We start from the raw sequence: 26378 nt of genomic DNA on the forward strand, positions 1-26378 counted from the left end.
GCTCCTCAGCGCCGATTTTGCAGGAGTTAGGACGGAGGCCGGGGCGCGTGGTCCCCGCGGTCAGCGGCGAGCGGAGTCCCGCATCAGGGAGGACTCCCCTCGGGTCGCGACCGGCACGGCCGTGCCGCGGGGCCACGTCCAGGCCGTGCGGAGGATGAACGCCAGGATCAGCAGCTCGACCCCGATCGAGATGGCGTAGAACGCCGCCCACTCCCAGGTCGAGCCGGCCGCGTTGAAGATCGAGTAGGGGATGAGGAGCGCGGCGGCGACGAGGTTCAGCGTGCGGTTGACGCGGGCCGGCAGGGTCATCGAGAGGATCACCATCACGGCGGGGATCGACACCGACACCAGGAAGATCGTCAGCAGTGTCGAGCTGATGTCGAAGCGCCAGATGAATCCATCGGTGATCCCATCGATCACGCCCGGCTTGTAGAAGTTCAAGATGTCGACGTAGACGTACAGGAACACGAAGCTCGTCCAGGCGGCGGTGAGCTTCGCGCGGACGGGCATCGGGGTGCTGTCGAGCAGCGGCCGGGGTGAGGTCGATGTGGTCATGGTGTCTTCTCTCTCTGGGAGGATCCGGGCCTCACGGCCCGTGGATGAGCGACGGCGGTGAGTCGTACACCGTACGTCGTACGCTGTACTATGACCCGTACGCTGTACGGTTGTCAAGACGGCGGAGGGAGAGCGGTGTCAGTCGACGAGGAGGGCGGTGCCGCGGCATCCGCGGGTCTGAGCACGCGTCGAGTGGTCCTCGAGGCGATCCGGCTCGCCGACGCCGAGGGTGTCCACGGGCTGAGCATGCGCCGGCTCGCGACCGTTCTGAATGCGGGGGCGATGACGCTCTACCACTACGTCGCGAACAAGGAGGAGCTGCTCGACGCGATGGTCGACGTCGTGTTCGACGAGATCGCGTTGCCACGCGAAGACGTCGAGTGGCGGCAAGCGATCCGCGAGCGGGCGCTGTCGGCCCGGGGGGTGCTCGCTCGTCACCGCTGGGCGATCGGGTTGCTCGATACGCGGACCGCGCCGGGGCCGGCGAACCTCCGTCATCACGAGGCCGTGACGGCGTGCCTGCGGAAGGCCGGTTTCTCGGTCGCGATGGCCACGCACGCCAACTGGGTGCTCGACAGCTACCTGTACGGTCACGCGCTGCAGGCGGGGGGACTGTCGCTGGACACCCCGGATGACTTCGCCGAGGCGATCGACGACGTCTACCTGCCGCAGCTTCCGGCAGAGCAGTTCCCCTACCTCAGCGAATCCGCCACGACGTTGGCCGCCGCGGGTTACGACCCGTCGGAGGAGTTCCTGTTCGGACTCGACCTCATCCTCGATGGGCTGGAGGCGCGGCGCGGTGGCGGAGAGAGCGGGCGCCCCCTCGGTCACACGGGGCGCGGGCGATAGCGCAGCAGCATCACGCCGTTGCCGAAGCGACGCTCGCCGAGGATCTCGAGGTCGAGTCGGATGCCGGTGGGCAGGCCCGACTTCCCTCCGCCGACCGAGACCGGCGCGACGTAGAGCTGCACCTCGTCGACGAGGCCTGCGCGCAGCGCCTGCCCCGCGAGGTCGGCGCCGCCGATGAGGAGGTCGCGGTCAGCGGCATCCTTCCTTTCGCGGATCGCCGCCGGATCGAAGTCGCGCTCGATTCGGGTGCGCGCCGTCGGCGTCTCGACCAGGGCCGATGAATACACGACTTTGTCGGTGTCGGTGAACGCCGCCGCGAACGCGGCGAGAGCGGGTGACTGTGCGGCGAAGGACGGATCGATCTCCCAGACCGCCATCTTCTCGTAGAGGCGCCGGCCGTAGACGAGCGTGCCGATCGACTGCATCAGCTCCGTGTGCGCGGCGAAGACATCGTCGCCGGGCGGGAGGAAGTCGAAGCCCCCGCGTGGATCTTCGATGAAGCCGTCGAGGGAGACATTCGTCGTGTAGATGAGCCTGCCCACCAGTGCCTCCTCGCGTCGTCGCTCACGCTACTCCTTGGCGCCCTCCCGCGAATGCGGGGGGCGCGGGGCGACGCGTGTCAGCGCGCCGCCAGCCACTTCCGCGCCGCGTCGACGTCGCTCTGGGCGAGGCCGTGGCCTCCGGGGCGGACGTGCCGCTCGACGGCCGCGCCGTGCGCCTGCGCCACCTCGACCAGACGGTCGACGCTCGACGACGGCGCCATCGGGTCCGCGGCGCCGTTCAGCAGCACGAGCTCGACCGCCGACGCATCCCCGACGGGGTCGCGGTCGGCGAACGGGTACATCCCGCTGAACGCCACGACCCGGTCGAGGGTCTCGGGATGCAGTAGCGCGGTCGCCAGCCCGATGTTCGCCCCGTTCGAGAATCCGGCCGCGATGACCCGCCTGTCGCCGAGCCCGTACCGCTCCCGCGCGACGGCGAGGAACCCGGCGAGCTCACCCGCCCGCACGATCACATCGTCGACGTCGAACACCCCCTCGCCCCTGCGACGGAACCACCGCGTCATCTCCTGCTCGCTCACCCGTCCGCGAGGCGAGAGCACGCCGGCGCCCGGCCACAGGTGCGACACCAGCGCGGTGATCTCGCGCTCGTTGCCGCCGGTGCCGTGGAGGGTCAGCAGCACCGGGGCGTCGGCGTCGCCCGGCTCGAACAGGTGCGGCCAGCCGTCGAGGTCGACCGCCGTGCCGGCCCCGCTCACGCGGCGACCTCGGGGTTGTTCTCGGTCGGCAGCGTCACCGGCTGCACGCGCGCCTCGATCGCCTCGCGAGAGGGCTCGAGCCACGGCGGCAGCTTCAGCGAGCGGCCGAGTTCGAGCAGGGGTTCGTCGATGTCGAAGCCGGGGGTGTCGGTCGCGATCTCGAAGAGCACTCCGCCGGGCTCACGGAAGTAGATGCTCGTGAAGTACTGCCGGTCGAGGATCTCGGTCACCTGGTGTCCGCGTGAGACGAGGTCGTTGCGCCACGCCAGCTGCGTCTCCTGGTCGGGCACTCGGAAGGCGATGTGGTGCACCGTGCCGCCGGCGGTCAGACCCTCGGGCGCGAGACCGGAGGCGTGCACGTCGACGAGGGCGCCGGGCCCACCGGGGCCGGCAGCGAGGCGCGTGCGCCCGCCCTCCTGCTCGACGATGCGCATGCCGAGGTCGTTCACCATGAGCCCGACTGTTCCCTCGGCGTCGCGGACGGTCAGAACGCTGGAGTGCTGCCCGCGGATCGCGTACTCCGCCGGCACGCTCTTGGAGTCCCACGGGTCGCGCGGGTCGTTCTCGTTCGTGGCGACGAGCTCGATCTGCAGCCCGTCGGGGTCGCGGACGAGCAGGCGCTCCTCGCTCGAGCTCGTCGAGGTGATCTTCGCCTCGGACCCGACCGATGCGAAGTGGTCGACCCACCAGCCGAGCGACCCGGCGGGAACCGAGAACGCCGTCGAAGTCGACTGGCCCGCCCCGATGCGGCCGGGCGCGATGCCGCGCCACGGGAAGAAGGTCATGAGGCTGCCGGGGCGGCCCGCCTCGTCTCCGTAGTAGAGGTGGTAGGTGCCGGGGGCGTCGAAGTTGACGGTCTTCTTGACCAGTCGAAGCCCCAGCCCGGTGATGTAGAAGTCGATGTTCTTCTGCGGGTCTCCCGCGAGCGCGGTAACGTGGTGCAGACCCTGTGTGGCGGCGGTCATGATCTCTCCTGAAGTCCGATGCCGGATGATGTCTATGCAAACGCATGAATCATCTGTTTCATTCCAGGATGCCGCAGCGCGGCCGATCGCGACAGGTCGGGGGTGGGCCGCGGCATCCGTTAGCGTTATCGGATGGCGACGGTGACACGGCGGGGCATCCTCGCCGGTGTCGCGGCCGCCGTGGCCGGGGTGCTGGCCGTCGGGTTGGTGACCGCGGTCGTGCTCACCACCCTTCAGGTGCTTCCCGCCGGAGAGAGCCCGGTGGTCGATGACACCACGATCGGGGTGCAGCTGACCGGTGCGGCAGCTGCCGACCCCGGACGCGACGCGTCCATGGCGTGGCTGGCCCGCGGCATCCTTCTTCTCGCCCTCGTCTGGGGCGTGATCGGCATGTTCGCCGCACGTACGCGGCTCGTGCGTCGGCCGGGAGCCGCGGCCGCACGCGCCAGCTGGCTCGGCTCGACCCGGCCCTGGCGGGCCCGGGAGTCGACACTCGGCCTGCTGCAGCTGGACAAGTGGCTGCTCATCCTCGTTCCGGGAGCCCTGCTGCTCGGCACGCGGGCGGTGCAGACCTCGTTCCTCTCGTGGGTGCACCTCCTGATCGTGATGAGCGGATGGTGCGTCGCCGTCCTCGTGCTGAGGGCGCTCGTGGGCGCGCGGTCGCCGTGGCCGGTGCTGGCCGCTGCGGGGGGCGCGGTCGTGCTGCGCTGCGTGTGGACACTCATCCCGGTCGCGATCGGCGGGCCGGCGGCGGCGTGGTCGGCCCTGTGGACCGAGCCGGTGCTGCGCTGGATCTACGCACTCGTCGCGGCGGTGCTGTTCGTCTGGGTGTTCGTGGCGGCGGCATGGGCGCTCGTGATGCAGGTGGGGCCCAGGGCGGCCACCGGGTTCGTGCTCGCGGCGATCGGTGCGGGGCTTGCGCTGCCCGCGCTGGTCATCGGGATCATCGGCGGTCAGACCGTTGCGGAAGCGTGGGCGACGTCGCTCGCTCCGCTCGGAGGTCTCGCCCCTGCTCCGTTCGTGTGGCTGGAGTTCCCGGTCGCAGCGGCGTGGTGGGCGGCGACGGCCGGCGGCGTGCTGTGCGTCGTCGGCGGAGCGCTGGCGGTCCCGGGACGACGCGCGGGCGCCGGTGCGCCTCCTGAGTGAGATTCCCGGAAAACGTACATCCGGGGTTCCTCGGGTTTGTCGGGGCCGCGCCCTAGGCTGAGCCGCGTGACCTGCCTGACCGTGACGATGCCAGCCCGTGACCATGCCTGACGGCGCCGCACCCGACCCTGCTGCCGCGGGGGGCGGCGACGGGATCGCCCCGGAGGGGATCGCATCCGGCGGAGTCGTCTCGGACGGGATCGTCGCCACGCACGTCCGCCGGTCGTTCGGCGACGTCCACGCCGTGCGCGATGTGAGTCTGCACGCCCTCCCCGGCAAGGTCACCGGGCTCGTCGGGCCCAACGGGTCGGGCAAGACCACGCTGCTGCTGATGCTGTCATCGCTTCTGGCTCCCGATGCGGGTGAGATCCGTGTCGCCGGCATCGACCCGGTCGCCGAGCCGCAGCGTGCCCGCGCCGTCATCGGGTGGATGCCCGATGCGCTCGGCGCATGGGGCTCACTCACGGTGCGCGAGACCCTCGTCACGACCGGGCGCCTGTACGACCTGCCGCGAAACGAGGCCGCTCAACGCGCCGAGGCGCTCATCGACCTGCTCGACCTGCGCGCGCTCGCCGCCGCGCCGGCGCGCGTGCTCTCGCGCGGACAGAAGCAGCGTCTGGGGCTCGCCCGCGCGCTCGTGCACAACCCGCGGGTGCTGCTGCTCGACGAGCCGGCCTCGGGCCTCGACCCCGAATCGCGTGTGCACCTTCGGACGCTCCTGCGCCGACTCGCCGATGACGGTCGGACGGTCCTGATCTCGAGCCACATCCTCTCCGAGCTCGAAGAGCTCGTCGACGACGCGGCGTTCCTCATCGCCGGCGAGTCGGTCTCGGCCGAGCGGGTCGCCGCGTCGGCGCAGCGTCAGCGGTACTGGCGCGTGCGGATCGCGGGCGGCGATGTGCTCGCAGCGCAAGCAGCGATCGCGACCGCGCTGGGGAGGACGGATGTCACGGGCGACCGTGCCGGTGCGCTCGTCGCCTTCGCGAGCGACGCCGACGCTGCGGCGGGGCTCGCGGCGATCGTCGGCGCGGGGATCGCGGTGGCGGAGTTCGCCCCGTCGACCGGCCGGCTCGAGCAGACCCTGCTCGACCTGCGGGAAGGGGCGGCGCCGGTGGCCGTGGACGATACCCCGACCGCGGGGGAGGGTGACCGATGAACGCTCAACGTATCGCCACCATCATCCGTCTGGAACTGACCCAGCGGGTGCGGAGCGTCGCCTGGTACGTGCTGCTCGGGATCTTCGGTCTGCTGCTGCTCGGGGTGACAGCCCTGACCTTCATTTCGGTGCCGCGCGACGCGTTCCAGCAGGCGGGGAGCACCGCGTACTCGATCATCGTGTTCTTCGTGCTGCTGCTGGTGGTGCTGGTCTCGCCCACCCTCAGCGGCAACGCCATCAACGGCGACCGCGATGCGGCGACGCTGGCGCCGGTGCAGGTGACGCTCGCGACGACGACCGACATCATCATCGGCAAGTTCCTCGCGGCGTGGATCACGGGGCTCGCGTTCCTCGTCGTCTCGGCGCCGTTCCTCATCTTCGCCGCCGTGTTCGGCGAGGTGCGGCCCGACGTGCTGCTGGTGTCGCTGGTGATCCTCATCATCGAGGTGGCGGTCGTCGCGGGGCTGGGGGTCGCGCTCAGCGGCATCCTCGCTCGTCCACTTTTCTCGGTGGCGGTGACCTATCTGACGGTCGCCGCGCTCGTCGTGGGGACGCCCATTGCGTTCGGGCTCGTGGGAACGGCCTTCCCGACCGAGATCGAGTCGCGGCAGCGGTACCTGCAGCCGGTGTTCCAGGAGCCGATGCAGGTGCCCGAGGAGTGCATGACGGCCGAGCCCGGTGCGACCTCGCCGTCGCCGGAGTGCGTCGACCTCGGTTTCGGGCCCGGGGTGGAGGAGCCCGACTATGTGTGCGGCGAGTGGATGACCTCGACCTACACCGTGCCGCGGTTCGACCGCGTGTGGTGGCTGCTGTCGGCGAACCCGTTCGTGATCCTCGCCGATGCGACGCCGACGGTGTGGCGCGACGGCTACCCGGTCGATGCGTTCGGGACGCTCAAGGTCGGGGTGCGCACCGCGCAGATCGCGCCGGAGACGCAGCAGGTCTACGACGAGTGCGAGACCGCCACCTTGGAACCCGGTGAGGCGTACCCGACGGCCGAGGAGCAGGTCGCGGGCACCGTGCCGAGCTGGTTCGTGGGGCTCGGGGTGCAGCTGGCGCTCCTGGCGCTGCTGATGTGGCGCGCCGCGGTGCGGACGCACACGCCGTCGCGGCGGCTCCCCCCGGGCACTCGTATCGCATAGCGCCCGCGCCGCGCCGCGAGGGTGCACTCGTTTCCCGCGGGGGTGCGCTCGTTCCCCGCGAGGGTGCACTCGTTCCCCGCGAGGGTGCACTCCTGCCACGCGGGGGTGTACTCGTTTCCCGCGGGGGTGCACTCGTTCCTCACCCTCCAGCGTGAATCGCACCCCCATCTCGGAGAGTGCGCTCGACCGAGGGAATGCGCCCTTGCGCTCGCGAAGTGCACCCTCAGGCGCAAGGAGTGCACCTTCAGGCGGAAGGAGTGCACCCTCGGGCTCAGGGAGTGCACCCTCGCGCTGAGGGAGTGCACCCTCGCGAGGGGGCGGGCGGGAAGCGCGGTCAGCGGTCGACGAAGCGGAAGTGCTGCGCGTTGTAGCGCTCGCCCTGAACCCCGATGCGCTGCGCGAGCCGGTCGAGGTCGTCGCGCTCATCCGCGGACAAGGCAACGGTCGTCGCAGCGATGTTCTCCTGGATGCGCTCGATCCGCCGGGTACCGGGGATCGGCACGATCCAGGGATGCTGCGCGAGCAGCCACGCCAGCGCGACCTGCCCCGGCGTCGCCCCCTTCGTCTCCGCGAGCCTCGCGACATGGTCGATGAGCGCGCGGTTGGCCGCGAGGTTCTCCTTCTCGAACCGGGGGAGTGCGCGACGCATGTCGTCGTCGGCCAGCGTCGTCGCCGCGTCCATCGTGCCGGTGAGGTACCCGCGGCCGAGCGGACTGAAGGGCACGAACCCGATGCCGAGCTCGGCGACGACCGGCAGCACATCGGTCTCGGGGTCACGCGTCCACAGTGAGTACTCGCTCTGCAGCGCGGTGACGGGGTATACCGCGTGCGCACGTCGAATCGTCCCGACCGATGCCTCCGAGAGGCCGAAGTGCCGCACCTTGCCTTCGGCGACGAGGTCGGCGACGGCGCCGGCGACGTCTTCGATCGGCACCTCGGGGTCGACGCGGTGCTGGTAGAAGAGGTCGATCACGTCGGTGCCGAGGCGCCGCAGCGACGCATCGGCGACCCGCCGGATGTGGTCAGGTCGGCTGTTGACCCCGACGCTCTTGCCGTCCTGGATGTCCCATCCGAACTTCGTGGCGATGACGACCTGCTCGCGCACCGGCGCGAGCGCCTCGCCGACGAGTTCCTCGTTGACGTACGGCCCGTACACCTCCGCGGTGTCGAAGAGGGTGACGCCGAGGTCGACCGCCGAGCGGAGGACGCCGATCATGTCGTCGCGGCTGCCGGGGTTCGGGCCGTAGCTCTGCGACATCCCCATGCATCCGAGTCCGATCGCGGAGACCTGAAGTCCGTGACCGAGGGTGCGTGTGTGCATCGTGTCTCTCTTTCCGAGGATCCAGGCCTTCCGGCGATCCGGATGCTCCTCGAATGACGCTACGCCGCGAGGCGTCGGCAGGAAAACGGGGTCGACACATCGCGTCTTGCGGAGAGCGCGGCGGCCCGGCGTCCGTTCGTGCACCCTCGCGGGCGTCGGCGACCGGTGGCAGGCTCGGCGCATGAGATTCGCGATCGATGCGGCGACAGCGTTACGACTTCTTGCTGACGGGAGGGATGTCGGGAGCGGGCACTCCCTCGTCGCGCCCGCGATCATGCGGTCCGACGCCCTGCGTCACGTCTATGCCGACGTTCGAGCCGGGCGGCTCGATGACCGTGCGGCAAAGCGGACGCTCGAGGCGCTCGCATCGCAGAAGGTGCGGGTGCTGGCCGACCGGGTGTCGCGGGCGACGGCGTTCGCGCTCGCACGCGAGCGGAACTGGGATGACACGGGACCGGCCGAATACCTCGCCGTCGCGAAGCTGCAGGCCGACGCGATCGTGACTCAGGACGCGCTCTTGATCGCGGGAGCGGACGGGGTTGTGCCCCTCGAGGAGTACGAAGCGATGTTTCGCTGAGGTCGCGGCGGGGGCGAGCGCACCCCGGACGGGTGGGGAGTGCACCCTCGCGGGTGGGGAGTGCACCCTCGCGGGGTCAGACGAAGCGGACCCAGTTCGCGCCGCGACCGGTCTCCACCTGCTGGAGGAGGTCGAGCGCGTCGCCGTCGACCGCGTACAGCGACACGGTCCTCGAGCGCTCGCCCGCGGCGACGAGGAAGCGACCGTCGGCGCTCAGCGCGAAGCCGCGCGGCTGCGGCTCGGTCACGAAGAACCGGCTCGGCGCCGTGACCCCTCCGTCGGCGCCCACCGCAACAGCCGCGAGGGTGCTCTCGGTGCGCTCGGTCGCCCAGACGAACGCTTCGTCGGCCCCGAAGTGCAGGTCGGCGCCCCAGATGAGGTGCCCCGCCATCGGGTCGGCGCCGAACGTGCTGTGCGTGAGGTTCTTCGTCGTGTCGAATGCCGTCGCCGCACCGATGAGACGCAGTGCGCCGTCGACCGTGTCGCGGGCGTAGTGCAGAACCTCGCCCGAGAACTCCGTCAACACGTACACCGCATCCTGCGCGGCGTTCACGACGAGGTGACGGGGGCCGCTGCCGGCGGGCGCCGCCACGGTCTCGGGGTCGAGCGGGACGAGCGCCAGGTCGTCGTCGAGCGCGTACTGCGCGACGAGGTCGTCGCCGAGTGAGACGAAGTACGCGAAGCGCCCGTCGGCGCTCGGCAGCACTGCGTGCAGGTTCGCGAACTCGACCCGGCTCACCGGCTCGCCGACGACCCCGTCGTCGATCCGGCACGAGATGCCGTACCCCCCGCTGTACGCGGCGCCGAGGAGACCCGATCCGTCGCGCGTGAGCGCGAGATAGTTCATGCCGCCGTCGGGGAGGTCGAGCCGCGAGCGCGGCTCCAGTCGACCGGTCTGCCTGTCGAGCACGAGGGTGACGATGCCGGCGGGCTCGCCCTCCTTCGACCCCTTCACCCCCGCGTAGACGAGGTCGCGTGCGGCGTCGACGGCGAAGGTCGAGCACGCGGGGAGCCCCTCCGTGACGGCGAGACGCGTCATCCGCTCTCCGTCGAGACGGAAGACGCTGATCGAGCCGTCTCCGGCGTTGGCAACGAGCACGAGCGCAGAGTCGGTCATGCCTCGATCGTAGGTCGATTCACGGCCGGCGCCGAGTGGCGGTCGCCGACGACCCCGTATCGTGGATTCATCCCCGCCACTGACCCACGGGAGCAATCCGTGCGCCACCACCGAACCTCCACCGACCAGGAGGGTCGATCTTCGTACCCCCTCCATTCGCGAGGGGGTGAATCCGGATGCTGGCGGCGACACTGACCCTGCTGCTGGGGATCATCGTCACACTGGCGATCATCGTCGCCTGCGGCTTCTTCGTCGCCCAGGAGTTCGCCTACATGTCCGTCGATCGTTCGCGGATGGCGGCCAAGGCCGAGAAGGGCGACGTGCAGGCGGGGCGGGTGCTCTCGATCACCAAGCGCACCTCCTTCATGCTCTCGGGCGCGCAGCTGGGCATCACGGTCACCGGCCTGCTCATCGGGTACGTCGCCGAGCCGCTCATCGGACAGTCGATCGGCACGCTGCTCGGCGGCGTCGGACTCGACCCGACGGTCTCGGTGATCATCGGCACCACGGGGGCTCTGCTCCTGGCGACGATCGTGACGATGATCTTCGGCGAGCTGTATCCGAAGAACCTCGCGATCGCGAACCCCGATCCGCTCGCGCGTGCCCTCGCCGTCCCCACGCGCATCTACCTGACGCTGTTCGGCTGGCTGATCGCGGTCTTCGATCTCGCCGCGAACGCCCTGCTGCGGCTTCTGCGCATCGAACCGCTCGAAGACGTCGACGAGAGCGCGACCGCCCGCGACCTGGAAGCGATCATCGAGGACTCCCGCGCGAGTGGCGACCTGCCCGACGACCTGTCGAACATCATCGACCGCATCCTGGACTTCCCGCAGCGCGATGTCGAGCACGCGATGGTGCCGCGTTCCCACATCGATTCGATCGCCCCCGACACCACGATCGCCGAGGTGCTCTCGCTGATGTCGACCGGTCACACCCGCTACCCGGTCATCGGCGACGAGGACACCCCGGTCGGCATCGTCAATCTCATCGACCTGCTCCGCGGGCACTACGACCCCTCCGCGCCGGTGTCCAGCGTGATGCGCGAGGCGGTCGTCCTGCCGACATCCATGCGGTTGCCGATCGCGCTCGAGCGGATGCGCCGCACTCGCAACGAGATGGCCTGCGTCGTCGACGAATACGGCAACTTCGACGGCATCCTCACCCTGGAGGATCTGACGGAAGAGGTCGTGGGGGAGATCTCCGACGAGCACGACCTGGAGGTCGACGAGGTGACCTCCGACGGCGACGCGTCGTGGACGGTGCCGGGCGACGTCCACCTCGACGAGCTGGAGCGGCTCATCGGGCACGATCTGGAGCGCGACGGAGCGGAGACGGTCGCGGGACTGACGATCAGCGAGCACGGCGACCTCCCACCCCTGGGTGCCGTCGTGCGGGTCGACCTGCCCGAGCGGGCGGGCGAGGCCGTGCAGGGGCTGAACATCCAGCGCTGGCTCGAGATCGAGGTGCTCGAGATCGAGCGGCACGTGCCGTCGCGTCTGACCGTCCATCTCCACGAGCGGGATCTCGACGCCGAGCACGATGCGGATGACAGCGCGGAAACGGAGGCGGACCGATGAACGGATGGACCGTCGCTCTCATCACGACGCTGCTGATCATCGCCAGCGCGTTCTTCGTCATCGTCGAGTTCGCCCTGCTCGCCGCCCGCCGCCACCGGCTGGAGCAGGAGGCCGACCGCAGCGCGTCGGCGCGCGCGGCCCTGAGAGGAATGAACGAGCTGACGGTCATGCTCGCCTTCGCGCAGCTGGGGATCACCGCCTGCACGTTCCTTTTGGGCGCGATCACCAAGCCGGCGATCGACTACGCGCTCGCCCCCGTCTTGGAGGCGTGGGGCCTGCCCGCGGTGCTCTCGGGCGTGATCGCGTTCATGCTCGCCCTGATCCTGGTGACCTTCCTGCACCTCGTGGTCGGTGAGATGGCCCCCAAGTCGTGGGCGATCGCGCATCCTGAGGTTGCGGCCAAAGCCACCGGCATCCTGGCGCGCGCCCTCACCTGGCCGCTGCGACCGTTCCTCCTGTGGATCAACCACATCGCCAACCGCCTCGTCAGGGCGTCCGGCGTCGAGCCCGTCGAGAAGGCGGCGGTGGGCGGCCAGGACGCGGACACCATCCGCGAACTCGTCGCGCACTCGCGCGAGGCGGGCACGCTCGAGCGGCAGTACTCCGAGCCGATCGCGCAGGCGATCGCCATGAGCACGCGCACGGTGGGGGAGATCGTCCGGGTCGACCGGGCGCCGACATCCGTCCCCGCCGACGCCACGGTCGCCGACCTGCAGCGCGTGGCCGCGGAGTCGGGGCACCTTCGCATCCTCGTGGGGTCGACCACCGACTGCGCGGTTGCGCATGTGCGCGACACGCTGAAGCTCATCCCGACGACGCCGGTGGCCGCGATCGCGCGGAAGCCGCTCGTGGTCGAGCCGGCCGCGTCGGCGTACGACACGCTGCTGCGGATGCGCCGTGGGCGCGTGCAGCTGGCGATCGTCGTGGACGGTCAGCGCCTGCTCGGCGTGGTCACGATCGACGACCTTCTCGGGCAACTGCTTCCCGGACCGGATGCCGCCGCGCAGCCGATCGCGGGAGGGGCGGGTGTCGGGGGCCCGACCTAGACTTGACGGGCAATGACTGACGTCTCTCCGGCCGCGCGCCCCGCGGCATCCGTCCCTCTCATCGTCGACGGCGATCGCGGGCCCCAACCGGGCTCGGGCGCTCGCGTCGACGAAGACCTGCTCGCCGGCCTCAACCCCGAGCAGCGCGAGGCGGTGACCTACCGCGGTCAGGCGCTCCTCATCGTCGCCGGCGCCGGTTCGGGCAAGACCAGCGTGCTCACGCGGCGCATCGCGTCGCTGCTGCGCAACAAAGAGGCGTGGCCGAGCCAGATCCTCGCGATCACGTTCACCAACAAAGCCGCAGGAGAGATGCGCGAGCGCGTGCACCAGCTCGTGGGCGACCGGTCGCAGGGCATGTGGATCTCGACGTTCCACTCGGCCTGCGTGCGCATCCTGCGGCGTGAAGCCGAGCAGTTCGGGTTCACCAAGTCGTTCACGATCTACGACTCCGGCGACTCGCGCGCGCTGGTCAAGAGACTGGTGAAAGAGCATGAAGCGGATGCCTACGGACTGACCCCGTCGGCGGTGCAGGGGAAGATCTCCAAGCTCAAGAACGAGCTCGCCGATGCGGAGTCGTACGCCCGGTCGGCGAACATGAACGACCCGGCCGAGCGCGTCTTCTGCGACGTGTTCGCGGCGTACCAGCGAGAGCTGCAGCGCGCGAACGCATTCGACTTCGACGACCTCATCGCCCAGACGGTGTACCTGTTCCGGGCGTTCCCGCAGGTGGCGGATGTGTATCGCCGGCGGTTCCGGCACATCCTCGTCGACGAGTACCAGGACACCAACCACTCGCAGTACGCGCTGATCCACGAGCTGACGCGGGCGCCGGGATCCGACGGTGGCCCGATCGCTTCGTCGGGCGGAATGATGATCTTCGACGCGCCGGCGACCGAGGAAGCCGCGTCGCTGACGGTCGTCGGCGACTCCGACCAGTCGATCTACGCGTTCCGCGGAGCGGACATCCGCAACATCAGCGAGTTCGAGCGCGATTTCCCGGGCGCGAAGGTGGTGCTCCTCGAGCAGAACTACCGGTCGACGCAGAACATCCTGTCGGCGGCGAACGCGGTGATCAGCCACAACTTCGACCGGAAAGACAAGCGGCTGTGGACCGACGTCGGCGCGGGGGAGAAGATCGTCGGGTTCACCGGCTACTCGCAGCACGACGAGGCCCAGTTCGTCGCCGACGAGATCGAGGTGCTGCACAAGGGCGGCGTGCCGTACGACCAGATGGCGGTCTTCTATCGCACCAACTCGCAGTCGCGTGCGCTGGAGGAGATCTTCATCCGTGCCGCCGTGCCGTACAAGATCATGGGCGGCACGAAGTTCTACGAGCGCGCTGAGATCAAGGACGCCCTGGCCTACCTCGTCGCCGTGGCCAACCCCGCCGATGAGATGGCGATGCGCCGCATCATCAACCGGCCGCGCCGCGGCATCGGCGACGTGACGATCGAGACGATCAGTCGCTATGCCGCCGACGAGCAGATCACCTTCCGCGACGCGCTCGGCAATGCCTCGGCGCTGGGCGTCGGACCCAAGATCCAGGCGGCGATCGCGCACCTGGATGCGGTTCTCGCCGAAGCATCCGATCTCATGCTTCCCGCATCGGGCGAGCTGCCCCCGCCGACCGCGGTGGCCGACGGACTGCAGCTGCTGCTGTCGAAGAGCGGCTACCTCGACGCGTTGCGCGCGAGCCGTGACCCGCAGGACGAAGCGCGCGTTGAGAACCTCGACGAGCTCGTCGCTGTCGCCCGCGAGTTCGCGCGCAACAATCCGGAAGGGACGATCGTCGACTTCCTCACCGAGGTGGCGCTCGTCTCCGACGCGGATGACCTGGAAGATGCCTCGGGATCGGTGTCGCTCATGACGATGCACACCGCGAAGGGCCTCGAGTACGACGCCGTGTTCCTCACCGGGGTGGAAGAAGACCTGATCCCGCACCGGATCTCGGCCGGCGAACCGGGCGGTCCCCAGGAGGAGCGGCGGCTGTTCTACGTCGGCGTCACCCGGGCGCGCAAGCGCCTGTACCTGACCCTGGCGATGACCCGTGCGCAGTTCGGCGAGGTGTCGGTGGCGATGCCGAGCCGGTTCCTGCAGGAGATCCCGTCGGATCTGCTCGACTGGCGCCAGTCGCCGGGCGACGTCAACTCACGCGGCGGGACGCAGTCGCGGGCGCTCAATGCGCGGCGCGGCTCCGCGGGGTCGGGCTTCGGCGCGTCGGGGTCGGGCCGACGGTACGGCGACGACCTCGTGCCGAAGTCGACGTCGCTGGAGAAGTTCGCCAACCGCATCCCGGCGAAGGTGCGCGACAACGGCGATATGGAGCTCGCGCCGGGAGACCGCATCCGTCACGACGACTTCGGCGAGGGCCGCATCGACGCCATCACCGGTGAGGGCGCGAAGCGTGTCGCGCATGTGCGCTTCGAGAAGGTCGGCATGAAGAAGCTCCTGGTGAAGATCGCACCGATCGCGAAGCTGTAGCCGCGCGCAGGCCGCGCCCGTGCGTAGTTCGAGACCCGTCAGATTCTGCGGCTCGTCGTGGTTGCGGGCGACGTTTTGTGACGGGTCGCGGCGGGCGCAGGCAGAACGACGGGCGGAGCGTCGCGCTCTGCCGGGCGCCTGTCCGCAACCCAATTCGCGACCCGTCAGATTCTGCTGCTCGGTCTCGATGTGGGCCGCGTTTTCTGACGGGTCGCGCTGACAGGTCGTGATGGCGAGTCCGCGACCCGTCAGAATCTGCCGCCCCTCGAAGCTGCGGGCGACGTTTTGTGACGGGTCGCGGAGGCCGAGCCGGGCGCGGCCCGCAGGGCCGCCGCGTAGGCTGGCACGATGGCACTCTTCGGGCGACGTAAGAAGACCGACGACCACCGCGACGACGCGACTCCGCAGACGGGAACGCCCGACTCCGAGGCGCCCGAGACGGATGTCGATGTCGCCGATGCCCCCGGGCTCGCCCCGCGAGAGGGTGAGGACTCCGCGGGGGGCGGTGACGCCGCATCCGCTGCTCCCGCGGCCGAGGAGCCGGTTCCGCACGTGAACATCTCGGTGTCGACCTATGGCGCGCCGCGCACGGCGCCGGCTGCGCGACCGGTCGCCGCCGACTCCTCCGCGAGCGCACCGGCCACCGCCGCCGGCGCAGCGGCCTCGGCGCCGCGCACCCCCGGCCCCGCCGAGGCGCCCGCGCCGTCGCAGACCGTTCCGGGCCTTCCCGACAACGGCCTGGTCATCCAGGCGCTGCGCGCGCTTCCCGACAAGCCCGAGTCGCTCGACCTCATCCACGTCGCCCGTCAGCTCCTGCAGGGCCAGCTGTTCCTGCGCATCAAGGGCGACGCCCGGCAGCTGCTGTCGGAGGGCGCCCAGCTTCCGCTCGCCGTCGCGACCGTCGGTGACAAGCAGTACGTGCTGGCCTTCAGTGGCGGGGCAGCCCTGCAGGCGAGCGTCGCGTCGGACGGCGATCAGCAGACATCCGCTGTCGCGCAGCCCGCGGCCACGGTGCTCCGTCACGTGGTCTCGGGAACCTACGCCGGAATCATCATCGACCCGTCGTCGGCGCCCGCGCGCGCGGTGATCCCGCGGGAACTCATCGAGCGGATGCTCGACCAGGCCGACCCCAACGCGCTGGTCAAGCACCTGCTCGCGGGCCCGCGCACGCCCGCCACCGGCGCCGAGATCGTCGCGGCGATGCCCGGGGCACGGCTCTGGGTCGCGGTCAACGAAACGCCCGACGGAAAGGTCGGCGTCGCCGAAGCCCGCGCGAACGGCGAGCGGCTGCTGCAGGTGTTCACGCACCCGCTCGAGGTCGCGGCCATCGGCCGCGGCGACAGGGCCGCCCCGATCACGGCCGACCGGCTGGGGGCCGCGCTCGCCGCCGATGCGGCGCTCGCCGGCATCCTCGTTGACGCCGCCGGTCCGTGGATCCGGCTCGGACGCGAAGACCTCGGCCCGATCCTCCCCTGAGGCGAGTCCTCTCCTGACGGGTGCCGTCGCGACGTTGTAGCGTCGCCTGCATGGCGAGCCCGTTCACGATGCTGACCGTTCCCGGGCCCGCGGGCGACCGCGAGGTGCGCCTGTCGAACCCCGACCGGGTGCTGTGGCCGGCGCTCGGGATCACCAAGCGCGAGCTCGCCGAATACCTCATGGCGGTGTCGGGTCCGTTCCTCGCCGCGAACGGCAACCGGCCGGTGTCGCTCGAACGGTTCCCCGAATCGGTGGAGGGGGAGCGGTTCTATTCCAAGAACCCGCCGAAGGGGACGCCCGACTACGTCGAAGCGGTGACCGTGCGGTACAACAGCGGACGGCGGCATCCGCAGATCGTGCTGACCGAACCTGCGGCCGTCGTGTGGGCGGCCCAGATGAACACGATCGTGTTCCACCCCTGGGCGTCGCTGACGAGCAACACCGACAACCCCGTCGAGCTGCGGATCGACCTCGATCCGCAGCCGGGCACCGACTTCGCCGATGCCGCCGCGGTCGCGCCCGCCCTGCGTGACGTGCTCGCCGAGGCGGGGTTGACGGCGTTCCTGAAGACGAGCGGCAATCGCGGCATCCATGTGTTCTGCCCCATCGAGCCCGAGTGGGAGTTCCTCGACGTGCGGCACGCCGTGATCGCCGCCGGACGGGAGCTCGAGCGCCGGATGCCCGACCGCGTGACGACGAACTGGTGGAAGGAAGAGCGCGGCGAGCGCATCTTCATCGACTTCAACCAGGCCAATCGTGACCGCACGATGGCGGGGGCCTACAGCCCGCGGGCGCTCGCGCGCGCGACCGTCTCGACGCCGATCACGTGGGATGAACTCGCGGGTGTCGACCCCGCGGCCTTCACGGTGCGTTCGGTGCCGGAGCGGCTGGCCTCGGTCGGAGACCCGTGGCAGGGGATGCTCGAGACGCCGGGGCGCATCGACGTGCTGCTGGAGTGGTGGCAGCGCGACCTCGACGACGGGCTCGGCGAGCTGCCGTTCCCGCCCGACTTCCCGAAGATGCCCGGCGAGCCGCCCCGCGTGCAGCCCAGCCGCAAGAATCCGGAGAATTGGCCGAAGGAGTAGCGCGGTTCGTTCCCCGGCGAAGGGACGGATGCCGCGGCGCGCCTCGTGTCGAGCTTCTCCCGTTCGCCTGTCGCAAACGGCCCGCGTGGCCGCTCTTTGTGACAGGTGGCTCGCGCGCGGGGCTCCCGGCACGGGATGCCGCAGCGCGAGGTCGCGCGGTGTGCTCCTCAAACGGGAGCGGTTACCCTGCTTCCCCCGTCACGTTCGGCCCTGCCAGCGCGCGAAGAGGGGCGGATGTTGCCGGGGGAGCATGGGGCGCCCGGCTTCCTCCGTCACGTTCGGCCCTGCCAGCGCGCGAAGCGGGGCGGATGTTGCCGGGGGAGCGGATGTCGGGCGGAACATTGCACGAAGATTGCGCGGCGCAGAGCGCGCCGAAAACCGCGCAACGGTCCTCATAGCGTCGGCGCGTGCCGGATGATCCGGCACCACGGACCGAGGGGGACCACCCATGCACACCACACCCGCACCCGCATCCGCCCACGCGCCGGAAGCGTCGACTCCGCTGCAGCGCCGATTGGCGGCCGCCGCCGCAGCGGGGCTGCTCGCCGCCGTCACGCTCACCGGCTGCACCTTCACACTCGGCGCCTCCGGCGCCGAACCCGGCGCAACCGAGCCGGCCGCCACAACGACGACCGACCCCGACCCCGACGTCACCGACCCCGGCGGCACCCGCCCGGCGGGCGGCGACGCGGGATTCGTCGAGACCGAGGCCGGTGCGATCGCGCTCTTTCAAGACCGCTGGTACGACAACTTCTGCTCCAGCGTCAACATCGCGATGGGCGACGAGAACTGCGTCGGCATCGCGATCGAGGCCCTCGAGATGATCGACGGCGCGGCCGACCGCGCCACCGCTGCCGGTGCCGACGATGAGCTCGTCACCGCGGCGACCGCGGCAGAAGACGCCGCCGCCGCGTTCCGCGCCGCCGAGTGCGACATCTCCACCTCAGACACCTGCGTCGGCCCGACCGACGACTTCACCGACGCGGTGCGCGCGTACGGCGACGAACTCACCAAGAGGCTGGCCGCGCAATGAATGCCGCGCGCACTGCAAGGTCGGATTGCACGAACATTGCACGCCCGAAACGGCTCGCTCCGGCATCCGATCCCGTCCGTAGCTTCGGCGACATGAACACCACCGCACCTTCTCGTCGCACTCGCTCACGGCTTCTGCCGGCCGGTGCGGCCATGCTCACGACGACCGCTCTGGCCCTCACCGGGTGCATGAGCTTCGTCACTCCCGAAGCCGCCCAGCCTGCGGGCGTCGGCTTCGACGACATCCAGACCGCGACCATCCAGATCGAGGCCGTCGGCACCTTCGTCTCGCCCGAGATGGGCGGCTACGAGGCCGCCGGCCGCGGTTCGGGCTTCCTCATCAGCGAAGACGGCCTCGCCGTGACCAACAACCACGTGGTCGTCGGCGCCGGCACGCTGAAGGTCTGGCGCGGCGGCGACACGAGCGAGACGCTGAACGCCAAGGTGCTCGGGTCGTCGGAGTGTCTCGACCTCGCGGTCATCCAGCTGCAGGAGGACGAATACCCGCACTTCACCTGGCGTGAGGGCGAGATCACCACCGCGACCGACGTCTACGCCGCCGGCTTCCCGCTCGGCGATCCCGAGTTCACCATGACCCGCGGCATCGTGTCGAAGGCCGACACCGCCGTCGACACTCCCTGGGCCTCACTCGACCACGTGATCGAGCACGACGCCCGCATCCGCGGCGGCAACTCCGGCGGGCCCCTCATCGACAGTGAAGGGCGCCTGGTCGGCGTGAACTACGCCGGCAACGACCAGTACGACCAGAACCTCGCCATCCACCGCGACGAGGTGCAGAAGGTCATCGAGCAGCTGAGCGAGGGCGAGAGCGTGCTGAGCCTCGGCATCAACGGCACCGCCCTCATGACCGAGGAGGGCGAGGGGCTCGGCATCTGGGTCAACTCCGTCGCCTCGGGGTCGGCGGCCGATACCGCCGGCGTCGCGCCCGGCGACCTCCTCACAAAGATGGAGGGCGTCTCGGTGGGCGTCGACGGCACCATGGCCGACTACTGCGACGTGCTGCGCACACACGGCCATGACGCCACGCTGTCGGTGGAGCTGTACCGCCCCGCCGAGGGCGTCTACTACACCGGGCAGTTCAACGGCGAGCCCGTTGAAGCGGTCTCGGTGGCCACGCAGGCCGGCGCCGGCTCGGGCGGCGGGGGAACCGGCGGTTCCGGCGGTTCGGGAGCCGTCTCGGCCGAGGAGTACGTCTCGATCGTGGATGACACGGGAAGCGTCACGGTCGATGTGCCGGCCGCCTGGGGCGACCTCGACACCTCGGTCTACACCGACCCGCGCGGCGGGCAGTGGGCGCGCATCGATGCCAGCACGGATGTCGCGGCGTTCGCATCGGGCTGGTCGGTGCCGGGTGTCTCGGTGGTCGCGGCTCCCGCGGATACGGCGACGATCCAGCCCGAGGAGTGGCTGGGCATGACCGCCGACTACCTGGAGCAGTCGGGGTGCTCGCAGGGCGCCATCGACGAGTACACCGACGACCTCCACACCGGGGTCTTCCAGTACTGGACCGGATGCGGCGAATCCGCAGCCGACTATCTGATGCTCGCCGCCTACTCCAACGACGGACAGTACGTCATCGTGCTCGCGGTCACCGCCCTGACGGAGAACGACCTCTACGCGATCGATCACGCCCTGGGCAGCTTCGCCGCTGCCTTCTGAAATCGTGGGGCCCCGACCGCCGGGTCGGGGCCCCACCGCACGACAGGATTGCACCACAATGGCAACGGAATCATCACTGACGGCCCCCGCTCCGGTCACCGGCGCGGGGACGACGCGCTTCGCCGAGGGGGGAGTGAGCGTGACGGTGGACGTGCGCCTACTGGGCCTGGTCGAGGTGCGCGTGGACGACGGGGTCGTCGCGCTGCGGGGCGACATCCCCAAAGCCCTCGTCTCGCGGCTGGCACTCAGCGCGGGTGACATCGTCTCGGCGGAGGAGCTGATCGCGGATGTCTGGCCGCAGCCCCCCGCGAACGTGCTCTCCACTCTCCGGGCCCACCTGTCGCGGCTGCGGGCCGCCGGGCTCGGCGCGCACCTGGTCGGAGCCCGTGGAGGCTACTCCCTCGACGTGCCGGCCGATCGGGTCGACCTGCTGCGGCTGCGCGCGGAGCTCGCCGCGGCCGGCCGCCTGCCGGCATCGGAGGAACGTCTGGCCGCCCTCGGCGAGATCGCCGCGCGGGCGGCGCGAGACCCGCTCCCGGGCCTTGACGCCATCCCGTTCGTCTCCGCCGTGCGCGCGCGCCATCTCGCCGATCGGCGGCTGCTGGAGGAGGATCTCGGCGAGCAGGCCCTCGACCTCGGCGACGCGGCGCTCGCTACCTCGGTGCTCGCCGGCACCGCCCAGCGCCACCCCTTCGACGAGCGACCGGTGCGCCTGCTCGCCACCGCCCTCGCCCGCTCCGCGCGCATTCCCGACGCGCTCACCGCCATCGACGCGTTCACCACGCGCCTCCGCGACGACCGCGGCCTCGACCCCTCACCCCGGCTGCAGTCGCTGCGTGCCTCCATCGTGCGGATGGACCCCGAGGTGGTCACCCACCACACCGGTGCGGCCGTGCGACGGGTGGGCGTCGGCATCCCCCTCACCCGCTTCGTCGGACGCGCCGACGATCTCGCACGCCTGCGCGAGCGTCGCCGCGACCGACGCCTCATCACGATCGTCGGGCCCGCCGGGGTGGGGAAGACCCGTACCGCGGTCGAGCTCGCCCGCGAGGCCACGACCGCCCTCGACGACGAGCAGTACATGGTCGACCTCGCGGATTTCCGCCAGCCCGACGAGGTGGTCGCGGCGATCGCGGCGGTCGTGCGCGCGCGTGAACTGACGATGGATGCCATCGTGCGGCGTCTTCGCTCCGGCCGCATCCTGCTGCTCCTCGACAACGCCGACCACGTGCTCGGCGCGCTCGCCGTCGCCGTCGATCGGCTGCTGCAGGGAACCGACGGGGTGCGCATCGTGGTGACCAGCCGCGAGCCGCTCCGGCTGTCGGGCGAGGAGGTCGTCGTGCTGCGCCCGCTCGTGGGCGAGGCGCACGCCGATGCGTGGCGACTTTTCGCCGAACGCGCGGCCGACGCCCGAGGCGGGTACGGCTTCGACGACGGCGAGCTCGACGACGCCCGCGCACTCTGCGCGGAGCTCGAGGGCATCCCGCTCGCACTCGAGCTGGCCGCGGCGCGGCTCGACGTGCTCGACGCCGCCCAGGTGCGCGAGGGGATCGGTGCGCACGCCGCGACGCGGGGACGGCACGACAGCGTCCGCACCGCGATCGACTGGACCTTCGGCCAGCTGAGCGACGCGCAGCGCGACCTGCTCCAGGAGACCTCGCGCTTCGCCGGTGCCTTCACCGTGGGGGCCGTCTCCGGAGCATCCGGTCGCCCCTGGGCCGACACCGTCGCCCTTCTCGACGAGCTCGTGGGCAAGTCGCTCCTCGCCGTCGAGCGCGGCAGCACCGGTCGGCGCCGGTTCCGTATGCTCGAGTCGACGCGGGAGTACCTCGCCGAGCGGGAAGATCCGGCGCGGGCGGCGATGTGGCGGCTGCGGTACCGGTGGTGGTTCGCCGACCTCACCACCTCGCTCGGTCCGACGCTGCGCACCTTCGAGGCGCGCGACAGCATGGCGGTGCTCGATGACTTCCGGGCCGATCTCACCGAGGCGTTCGAGACGGCGGTGGCGGCGGGTGACCGCGACGCGGCGGTGCGGCTGGCGGCGGGACAGGCGCAGTACTGGTTCCTCCGCGGCCTCATGGTCGAGGGGAGAAGCCGGCTCGAGCGGGCGCTCGAGCTGCCGGGCGATCCGACGCCGCTGGATGGGATCGCGTGGCTCGAGCTGGCGAACCTCGCCTATCAGACCGGCGACGCCGCGGCGGGGTTCGGCGCCATCGCGCGGGCGCGCGCCGAGGGCGAGCGGCTCGCCGACCCGTCGGTGACCGCGGTGGCCCTTGCCCGCGAGGCCTACGGCCGGGCGATCTTCGGTCAGGCCGACGTGGGCGAGACCCTTCTCGCGCAGGCTCGTCACCTGACGGGCGAGGCCCAGGCGTGGGCGCGGGCGGAGGTCAGCATGTCGGAAGGCCAGATCCGGCGGGCGCAGGGGAGGACGGATGACGCGCTCCGTGCGCTGCGCGCCTCGTACCGGATCGCGGCGTCGATCGGCTACACCTGGATGATCACGACGTCGAAGTACGTCGCCGCCAAGACCCTCGTGGATGCGCGCCGGCCGAAGGAGGCCATCGACGTCGCGGTCGGCGCGGTGGACGAGGCCCGCGCGAACGAGGACGCCGCCGGCGCGCTCGCGGTGGTGTTCGTCATCGCCGGGGCCTGCGCCTTCGTCGAGCGCCACGAGACCGGGGCGCGCCTGCTCGGAGCTGTCGGGGAGATCGGGCGCCAGTACGACTACAGCACCGCCGTCGTCGAGGGGGAGGACGCGGAGCGCCTGCGGGACTCGCTCAGTGCGGGGATGACCCGGCCCGAGTTCGCGCACCAGTACGAGCAGGGCAGGCGATGCGGGTGGCCCGAGGTGCGCGACATGCTCGCGCGCCTCCCGCGCCGGGAGTTCTCGATGGCCGCCGACCCGTCGCCCGAAGGCGCATCGCCCGCCGACCCGGATGCCTCGCCGTGACCGACGTGCGGATCCACCTCTTCGGCGGCTTGCGTGTCACCGGCGACGGGGCGCCGCCGCCGGTGCGCGGCGCGATCCCCGAGGCGATCCTCTGCCGTCTCGCGCTCGACCCGGAGCGATCGTTCACGACCGGCGAGCTCGTCGAGGCACTCTGGCCCGCGGCATCCGACAGTGTCGTCTCGAGTCTTCGGGCGCACCTGTCCCGACTGCGCACACGCGGATGGGACGACCTCCTGCCCGGCGGGCGCGGCGGATACCGGCTGGCCGTCGACCCCGCAGCGGTCGACGTCATCCGCTTCCGCCGATTGCTCGAGACCACCGGTGACGACCGCGCGGCGGCGCTCGCCGAGGCCGAGGCCCTCTGGACGGGGGCGCCGCTGGCCCGGGTGTCGGAGTTCCCCTTCGCCGCGCCGGTGATCACCGAGCTCGGGATGCTGCGGCGCGCCGCCGCCGCCGAACGGGCCGATCGGGAGCTCGCCGCCGCCCGCCCCGCCAACGCGCTGGCAGCTCTCGCGCCATGGGCCGACGACCTCGACGATGACGAGATGGGCCGTCGGCTGGCGCAGGCGCTCGCCGAGGGGGGACGCACCGCCGACGCCCTCGGCGAGATCGACCGGCGGGTCGCGCATCGACGCGAGGTCGGGGGAGCGGTGCCCGAGACGTGGTCGCGGCTGCGCGACGGGATCCTGCGCGGCGAGTCGCACGGCGGTGCGGGGGGCGCCCCGGGCCCGGCGGCGGACGCCGGTGCGGTGCGGGGCGGCGACGCATCGGGGGCCGTCGGCGCGGCGCGGGGCGTGCGCGTCGGGGAGCACGGGGGCCCGGTCGATCCCGCCGCGGGGGTGCAATCGCGGCGTTCGGCGCTGATCGGCAGGGCCGCCGAGCTCGATCGGATCGCCGATGCCCGGGCGCAGTCGCGGCTCGTGACGCTCACCGGCCCCGCCGGTGTCGGCAAGACCCGCCTGGCCGCCGAGGTGGCCCGCCGGGGTGCGGGCAGCGACGACGACGCCCAGTGGTTCGTCGATCTCACCGTCATCCGCTCGCCCGACCGCCTCATCGGCGCGGTCGCCGAGACGCTCGGATGCGCCAGCGAGATCGACGCGATCGCGGCGGCGCTCGGTGGACGGCGGACGCTCGTGGTGTTCGACAACGTCGAGCACGTGCTGGGGGCGACGGCCGCCCTGGCGTCCGCCCTGCTCGAGCGGTGCGCCGGGCTCAGCGTGCTCGTCACGAGCCGCGAGGCGATGCGCATGGCGGGCGAGCGGGTCGTGGCGGTCGAGCCGCTGCTCGGCGGGGCCCTGGATGACGCGGTCGACCTGTTCCTGCAGCGCGCCTCCGAGAGCAGCGGGACGACGGCGTGGAACGACGACGACCGCACCGCCGTGCGGCGACTGTGCGTCGCGCTCGACGGTCTGCCGCTCGCCATCGAGCTCGCCGCCGCCCGTCTGGACGTCCTGAGCCTCGGCGAAGTCGCCGGTTCGCTCGAGGCCCTCGCGCCGGGTCGCGGGACGGGCCGGCACGATTCGCTCGATGCCGCGATCGACTGGAGCGTCGGGATGATCTCCGACGACGAGCGCCGCACGCTCGGGCAGCTGGCCCGCTTCTCGGGCCCGTTCGGACTCGATGCCGTGGCAGGCATCTGCCGGATCGAGGGAGCCGACGCACGGGAGATGACCATCGCGCTCGTGCGCCGCTCGCTCGTCGTCCCCGCGGGTGCGGGAGGAGGCGAGAGGCGATTCCGGCTGCTGGACACCGTGCGCCGGTACGCCCGAGCGCACCTTCAGGCCGATGACGGCGGGGACTGGGAGGGGCGGCACGGACGCTGGATGGCCGCGTACGCCGAGCGCACGGCACCGCTGCTGCGCTCGACGGCGGCGCCGAAGGCGCGCGCGTCCTTGCGCGGCTACGCCGCCGATCTGCAGGATGCCACGGCCCGCGCCATCCGCTCGGGGGATCGTTCGCTCGCGGTCGAGCTCGTCGGGTCGCTCGCGTGGTTCTGGTACGAGCGCGGGCAGGCGGACGAGGCGCTCAACCTCATCGATCAGGCGCTCGCCGTACCCGGACCGCGCCTCTCAGGACCCGAGGCGCGCGCGCTGTATGCCGCGACCTTCATGCAGGCTGTGGGAGGAGACCCGCTCGGGACCGTGCACGCACTCCGGCGCTTCGCCGAGGCCGCCGATGCCGCCGCCGACCCGGCGCACGCGATGATCGCGCACACCCTGCTCGGCTCGCTCGCTGCCGTCGAGGGCAACATCGACACGCGGCAGGCCGAGCTTGCGATCGCCGAGCGATGGCGCGCCGAGGTCGGAGAAGGCGACCGGTGGGCGATCGCGGACCACCTCTATATCCGGGGTGATGCGCTGCGGATCGCCGGACACCCGGCGCAGGCGCTCGACAGCCTCGAGGAGGGCTACCGCCTGGCCGCCGAGATCGGTCACACGTGGACGCTTGCGGCGTCGTGCTACATCACGGGCAAGGTGCTGACCGAGGTCGGACGGCCGCGTGATGCGGTGGGGATCCTCCGCACCGGTGCCGGCCACTCCCTCGCCCGTGAAGACCGGATCAGCGCGCTCGCCGCGGTCAACGCGATCGCGGTGGCGCTGGGGGAGCTCGGAGCGTTCGAAGATGCCGGGGAGCTCTTCGGCCTGGTCGACGCGCTCGGGCCGCGCTTCGGGTTCCACCCCGTGGCGTCGGACGGGTCGTACGCCGAGCCGTTCCGCGCGCGTGCCGCCGCTGCACTCGGCGCGGCGTGGGATGCGGCGCGCGCCCGCGGCGCCGCGCGCGACGTCGCGTGGGCGCTCGAGCGCGCAGCCGCGGTCGCCGCTCGCGTCTGACGCGCTCGTGCGGCGGATCGCCGGGTGGCGCGTTTCGCGGCCCACCACCCGACCCGGCACCGGACGTCGTCTGTGCCGGTATCGAGGGACGTGAGGTCGCGCGATGAGCGCCCGAAGGCGAGGGAGTGTGCGGC

At 71.3% G+C, this 26378-nt stretch carries 20 protein-coding genes; 14 read left to right on the plus strand and 6 right to left on the minus strand.

The features are described from left to right. Positions 1–60: 60 nt before the first annotated feature. Positions 61–555, minus strand: a complete 495-nt coding sequence (locus tag V6S02_RS02205; RefSeq protein WP_336399703.1) for a DUF6326 family protein — start codon at positions 553–555, stop codon at positions 61–63. Positions 556–690: 135 nt separating this feature from the next. Between V6S02_RS02205 and V6S02_RS02210 the strand changes: the two genes are divergently transcribed. Further along, positions 691–1404, plus strand: a complete 714-nt coding sequence (locus tag V6S02_RS02210; protein WP_336399704.1) for a TetR/AcrR family transcriptional regulator — start codon at positions 691–693, stop codon at positions 1402–1404. Here V6S02_RS02210 and V6S02_RS02215 read toward each other — a convergent pair. The 3 genes from V6S02_RS02215 to V6S02_RS02225 form a co-directional block, all read right to left on the minus strand. Further along, positions 1383–1946: a dihydrofolate reductase family protein gene (locus tag V6S02_RS02215; protein WP_336399705.1), complete on the minus strand. Its 564-nt coding sequence runs from the start codon at positions 1944–1946 to the stop codon at positions 1383–1385. The two genes, V6S02_RS02210 and V6S02_RS02215, sit on opposite strands and share 22 nt — an antisense overlap. A 77-nt stretch (positions 1947–2023) precedes the next feature. Beyond that, complete coding sequence (locus V6S02_RS02220; RefSeq protein ID WP_336399706.1) at positions 2024–2662, minus strand: alpha/beta hydrolase; 639 nt, start codon at positions 2660–2662, stop codon at positions 2024–2026. After that, a complete protein-coding gene (locus V6S02_RS02225) occupies positions 2659–3627 on the minus strand; it encodes a ring-cleaving dioxygenase (protein ID WP_124292590.1) in 969 nt (322 codons plus the stop codon). Before V6S02_RS02225 ends, V6S02_RS02220 begins: the two co-directional genes overlap by 4 nt. A 132-nt stretch (positions 3628–3759) precedes the next feature. Here V6S02_RS02225 and V6S02_RS02230 point away from each other — a divergent pair, with 132 nt between their 5' ends. The 3 genes from V6S02_RS02230 (at position 3760) to V6S02_RS02240 (ending at position 7071) form a co-directional block, all read left to right on the plus strand. Then, positions 3760–4773, plus strand: a complete 1014-nt coding sequence (locus V6S02_RS02230) for a hypothetical protein (RefSeq protein WP_336399707.1) — start codon at positions 3760–3762, stop codon at positions 4771–4773. Positions 4774–4876: 103 nt separating this feature from the next. After that, on the plus strand, positions 4877–5929 hold the full coding sequence (locus V6S02_RS02235; RefSeq protein WP_336400763.1) for an ABC transporter ATP-binding protein: 1053 nt from the start codon (positions 4877–4879) through the stop codon (positions 5927–5929). Continuing rightward, complete coding sequence (locus tag V6S02_RS02240; protein WP_336399708.1) at positions 5926–7071, plus strand: ABC transporter permease; 1146 nt, start codon at positions 5926–5928, stop codon at positions 7069–7071. The genes V6S02_RS02235 and V6S02_RS02240 overlap by 4 nt, the downstream gene beginning before the upstream one ends. A gap of 334 nt (positions 7072–7405) precedes the next feature. Here the strand turns inward: V6S02_RS02240 and V6S02_RS02245 are convergent, their stop codons facing one another. Continuing rightward, entirely contained in the window at positions 7406–8392 is a 987-nt protein-coding gene (locus V6S02_RS02245; protein ID WP_336399709.1) for an aldo/keto reductase, read from the minus strand. Between the two features lie 181 nt (positions 8393–8573). Here V6S02_RS02245 and V6S02_RS02250 point away from each other — a divergent pair, with 181 nt between their 5' ends. Then, the gene (locus tag V6S02_RS02250) at positions 8574–8969 is read left to right on the plus strand and encodes a hypothetical protein (protein ID WP_336399710.1); all 396 of its coding nucleotides are present in this window, start codon (positions 8574–8576) and stop codon (positions 8967–8969) included. A 76-nt stretch (positions 8970–9045) separates the two neighbouring features. On the opposite strand, the gene V6S02_RS02255 is transcribed toward V6S02_RS02250, so the two are convergent. Continuing rightward, positions 9046–10086 carry a lactonase family protein gene (locus tag V6S02_RS02255; protein WP_336399711.1) on the minus strand — a complete coding sequence of 347 codons (1041 nt, stop codon included), beginning with the start codon at positions 10084–10086 and terminating at the stop codon, positions 9046–9048. A gap of 176 nt (positions 10087–10262) precedes the next feature. Here V6S02_RS02255 and V6S02_RS02260 point away from each other — a divergent pair, with 176 nt between their 5' ends. The 9 genes from V6S02_RS02260 to V6S02_RS02300 all read left to right on the plus strand — a co-directional run bounded on the left by V6S02_RS02260 (position 10263) and on the right by V6S02_RS02300 (position 26244). After that, positions 10263–11663 carry a hemolysin family protein gene (locus tag V6S02_RS02260; RefSeq protein WP_336399712.1) on the plus strand — a complete coding sequence of 467 codons (1401 nt, stop codon included), beginning with the start codon at positions 10263–10265 and terminating at the stop codon, positions 11661–11663. Continuing rightward, positions 11660–12709, plus strand: coding sequence for a CNNM domain-containing protein (locus V6S02_RS02265; protein WP_336399713.1), 1050 nt, complete (start codon positions 11660–11662; stop codon positions 12707–12709). The genes V6S02_RS02260 and V6S02_RS02265 overlap by 4 nt, the downstream gene beginning before the upstream one ends. A gap of 12 nt (positions 12710–12721) precedes the next feature. Then, the gene (locus V6S02_RS02270) at positions 12722–15190 is read left to right on the plus strand and encodes an ATP-dependent helicase (RefSeq protein WP_336399714.1); all 2469 of its coding nucleotides are present in this window, start codon (positions 12722–12724) and stop codon (positions 15188–15190) included. A gap of 348 nt (positions 15191–15538) precedes the next feature. Then, positions 15539–16666 (plus strand): SseB family protein, encoded by a 1128-nt coding sequence (locus tag V6S02_RS02275; protein WP_336399715.1) that lies wholly within the window; start codon positions 15539–15541, stop codon positions 16664–16666. A gap of 50 nt (positions 16667–16716) precedes the next feature. Next, the gene (ligD, locus tag V6S02_RS02280) at positions 16717–17751 is read left to right on the plus strand and encodes a non-homologous end-joining DNA ligase (protein ID WP_336399716.1); all 1035 of its coding nucleotides are present in this window, start codon (positions 16717–16719) and stop codon (positions 17749–17751) included. Between the two features lie 448 nt (positions 17752–18199). After that, on the plus strand, positions 18200–18784 hold the full coding sequence (locus tag V6S02_RS02285; protein ID WP_336399717.1) for a hypothetical protein: 585 nt from the start codon (positions 18200–18202) through the stop codon (positions 18782–18784). 92 nt (positions 18785–18876) lie between these two features. Then, positions 18877–20463: a S1C family serine protease gene (locus V6S02_RS02290; protein WP_164478155.1), complete on the plus strand. Its 1587-nt coding sequence runs from the start codon at positions 18877–18879 to the stop codon at positions 20461–20463. A gap of 58 nt (positions 20464–20521) precedes the next feature. Then, on the plus strand, positions 20522–23413 hold the full coding sequence (locus V6S02_RS02295; RefSeq protein WP_336399718.1) for a BTAD domain-containing putative transcriptional regulator: 2892 nt from the start codon (positions 20522–20524) through the stop codon (positions 23411–23413). Then, positions 23410–26244: an AfsR/SARP family transcriptional regulator gene (locus tag V6S02_RS02300; RefSeq protein ID WP_336399719.1), complete on the plus strand. Its 2835-nt coding sequence runs from the start codon at positions 23410–23412 to the stop codon at positions 26242–26244. Before V6S02_RS02295 ends, V6S02_RS02300 begins: the two co-directional genes overlap by 4 nt. The last annotated feature ends 134 nt before the right edge of the window (positions 26245–26378 follow it).

The sequence above is a fragment of the Microbacterium sp. CCNWLW134 genome, from assembly GCF_037083565.1.
GTDB lineage: Bacteria > Actinomycetota > Actinomycetes > Actinomycetales > Microbacteriaceae > Microbacterium.

Coding starts and splice junctions, on each gene's coding strand:
- V6S02_RS02225 (WP_124292590.1), bottom strand. CDS start 3,627: ATGACCGCCGCCACACAGGGTCTGCACCACGTTACCGCGCTCGCGGGA.
- V6S02_RS02205 (WP_336399703.1), bottom strand. CDS start 555: ATGACCACATCGACCTCACCCCGGCCGCTGCTCGACAGCACCCCGATG.
- V6S02_RS02250 (WP_336399710.1), top strand. CDS start 8,574: ATGAGATTCGCGATCGATGCGGCGACAGCGTTACGACTTCTTGCTGAC.
- V6S02_RS02265 (WP_336399713.1), top strand. CDS start 11,660: ATGAACGGATGGACCGTCGCTCTCATCACGACGCTGCTGATCATCGCC.
- V6S02_RS02270 (WP_336399714.1), top strand. CDS start 12,722: ATGACTGACGTCTCTCCGGCCGCGCGCCCCGCGGCATCCGTCCCTCTC.
- V6S02_RS02295 (WP_336399718.1), top strand. CDS start 20,522: ATGGCAACGGAATCATCACTGACGGCCCCCGCTCCGGTCACCGGCGCG.
- V6S02_RS02235 (WP_336400763.1), top strand. CDS start 4,877: ATGCCTGACGGCGCCGCACCCGACCCTGCTGCCGCGGGGGGCGGCGAC.
- V6S02_RS02240 (WP_336399708.1), top strand. CDS start 5,926: ATGAACGCTCAACGTATCGCCACCATCATCCGTCTGGAACTGACCCAG.
- ligD (WP_336399716.1), top strand. CDS start 16,717: ATGGCGAGCCCGTTCACGATGCTGACCGTTCCCGGGCCCGCGGGCGAC.
- V6S02_RS02260 (WP_336399712.1), top strand. CDS start 10,263: ATGCTGGCGGCGACACTGACCCTGCTGCTGGGGATCATCGTCACACTG.
- V6S02_RS02275 (WP_336399715.1), top strand. CDS start 15,539: ATGGCACTCTTCGGGCGACGTAAGAAGACCGACGACCACCGCGACGAC.
- V6S02_RS02285 (WP_336399717.1), top strand. CDS start 18,200: ATGCACACCACACCCGCACCCGCATCCGCCCACGCGCCGGAAGCGTCG.
- V6S02_RS02290 (WP_164478155.1), top strand. CDS start 18,877: ATGAACACCACCGCACCTTCTCGTCGCACTCGCTCACGGCTTCTGCCG.
- V6S02_RS02245 (WP_336399709.1), bottom strand. CDS start 8,392: ATGCACACACGCACCCTCGGTCACGGACTTCAGGTCTCCGCGATCGGA.
- V6S02_RS02230 (WP_336399707.1), top strand. CDS start 3,760: ATGGCGACGGTGACACGGCGGGGCATCCTCGCCGGTGTCGCGGCCGCC.
- V6S02_RS02255 (WP_336399711.1), bottom strand. CDS start 10,086: ATGACCGACTCTGCGCTCGTGCTCGTTGCCAACGCCGGAGACGGCTCG.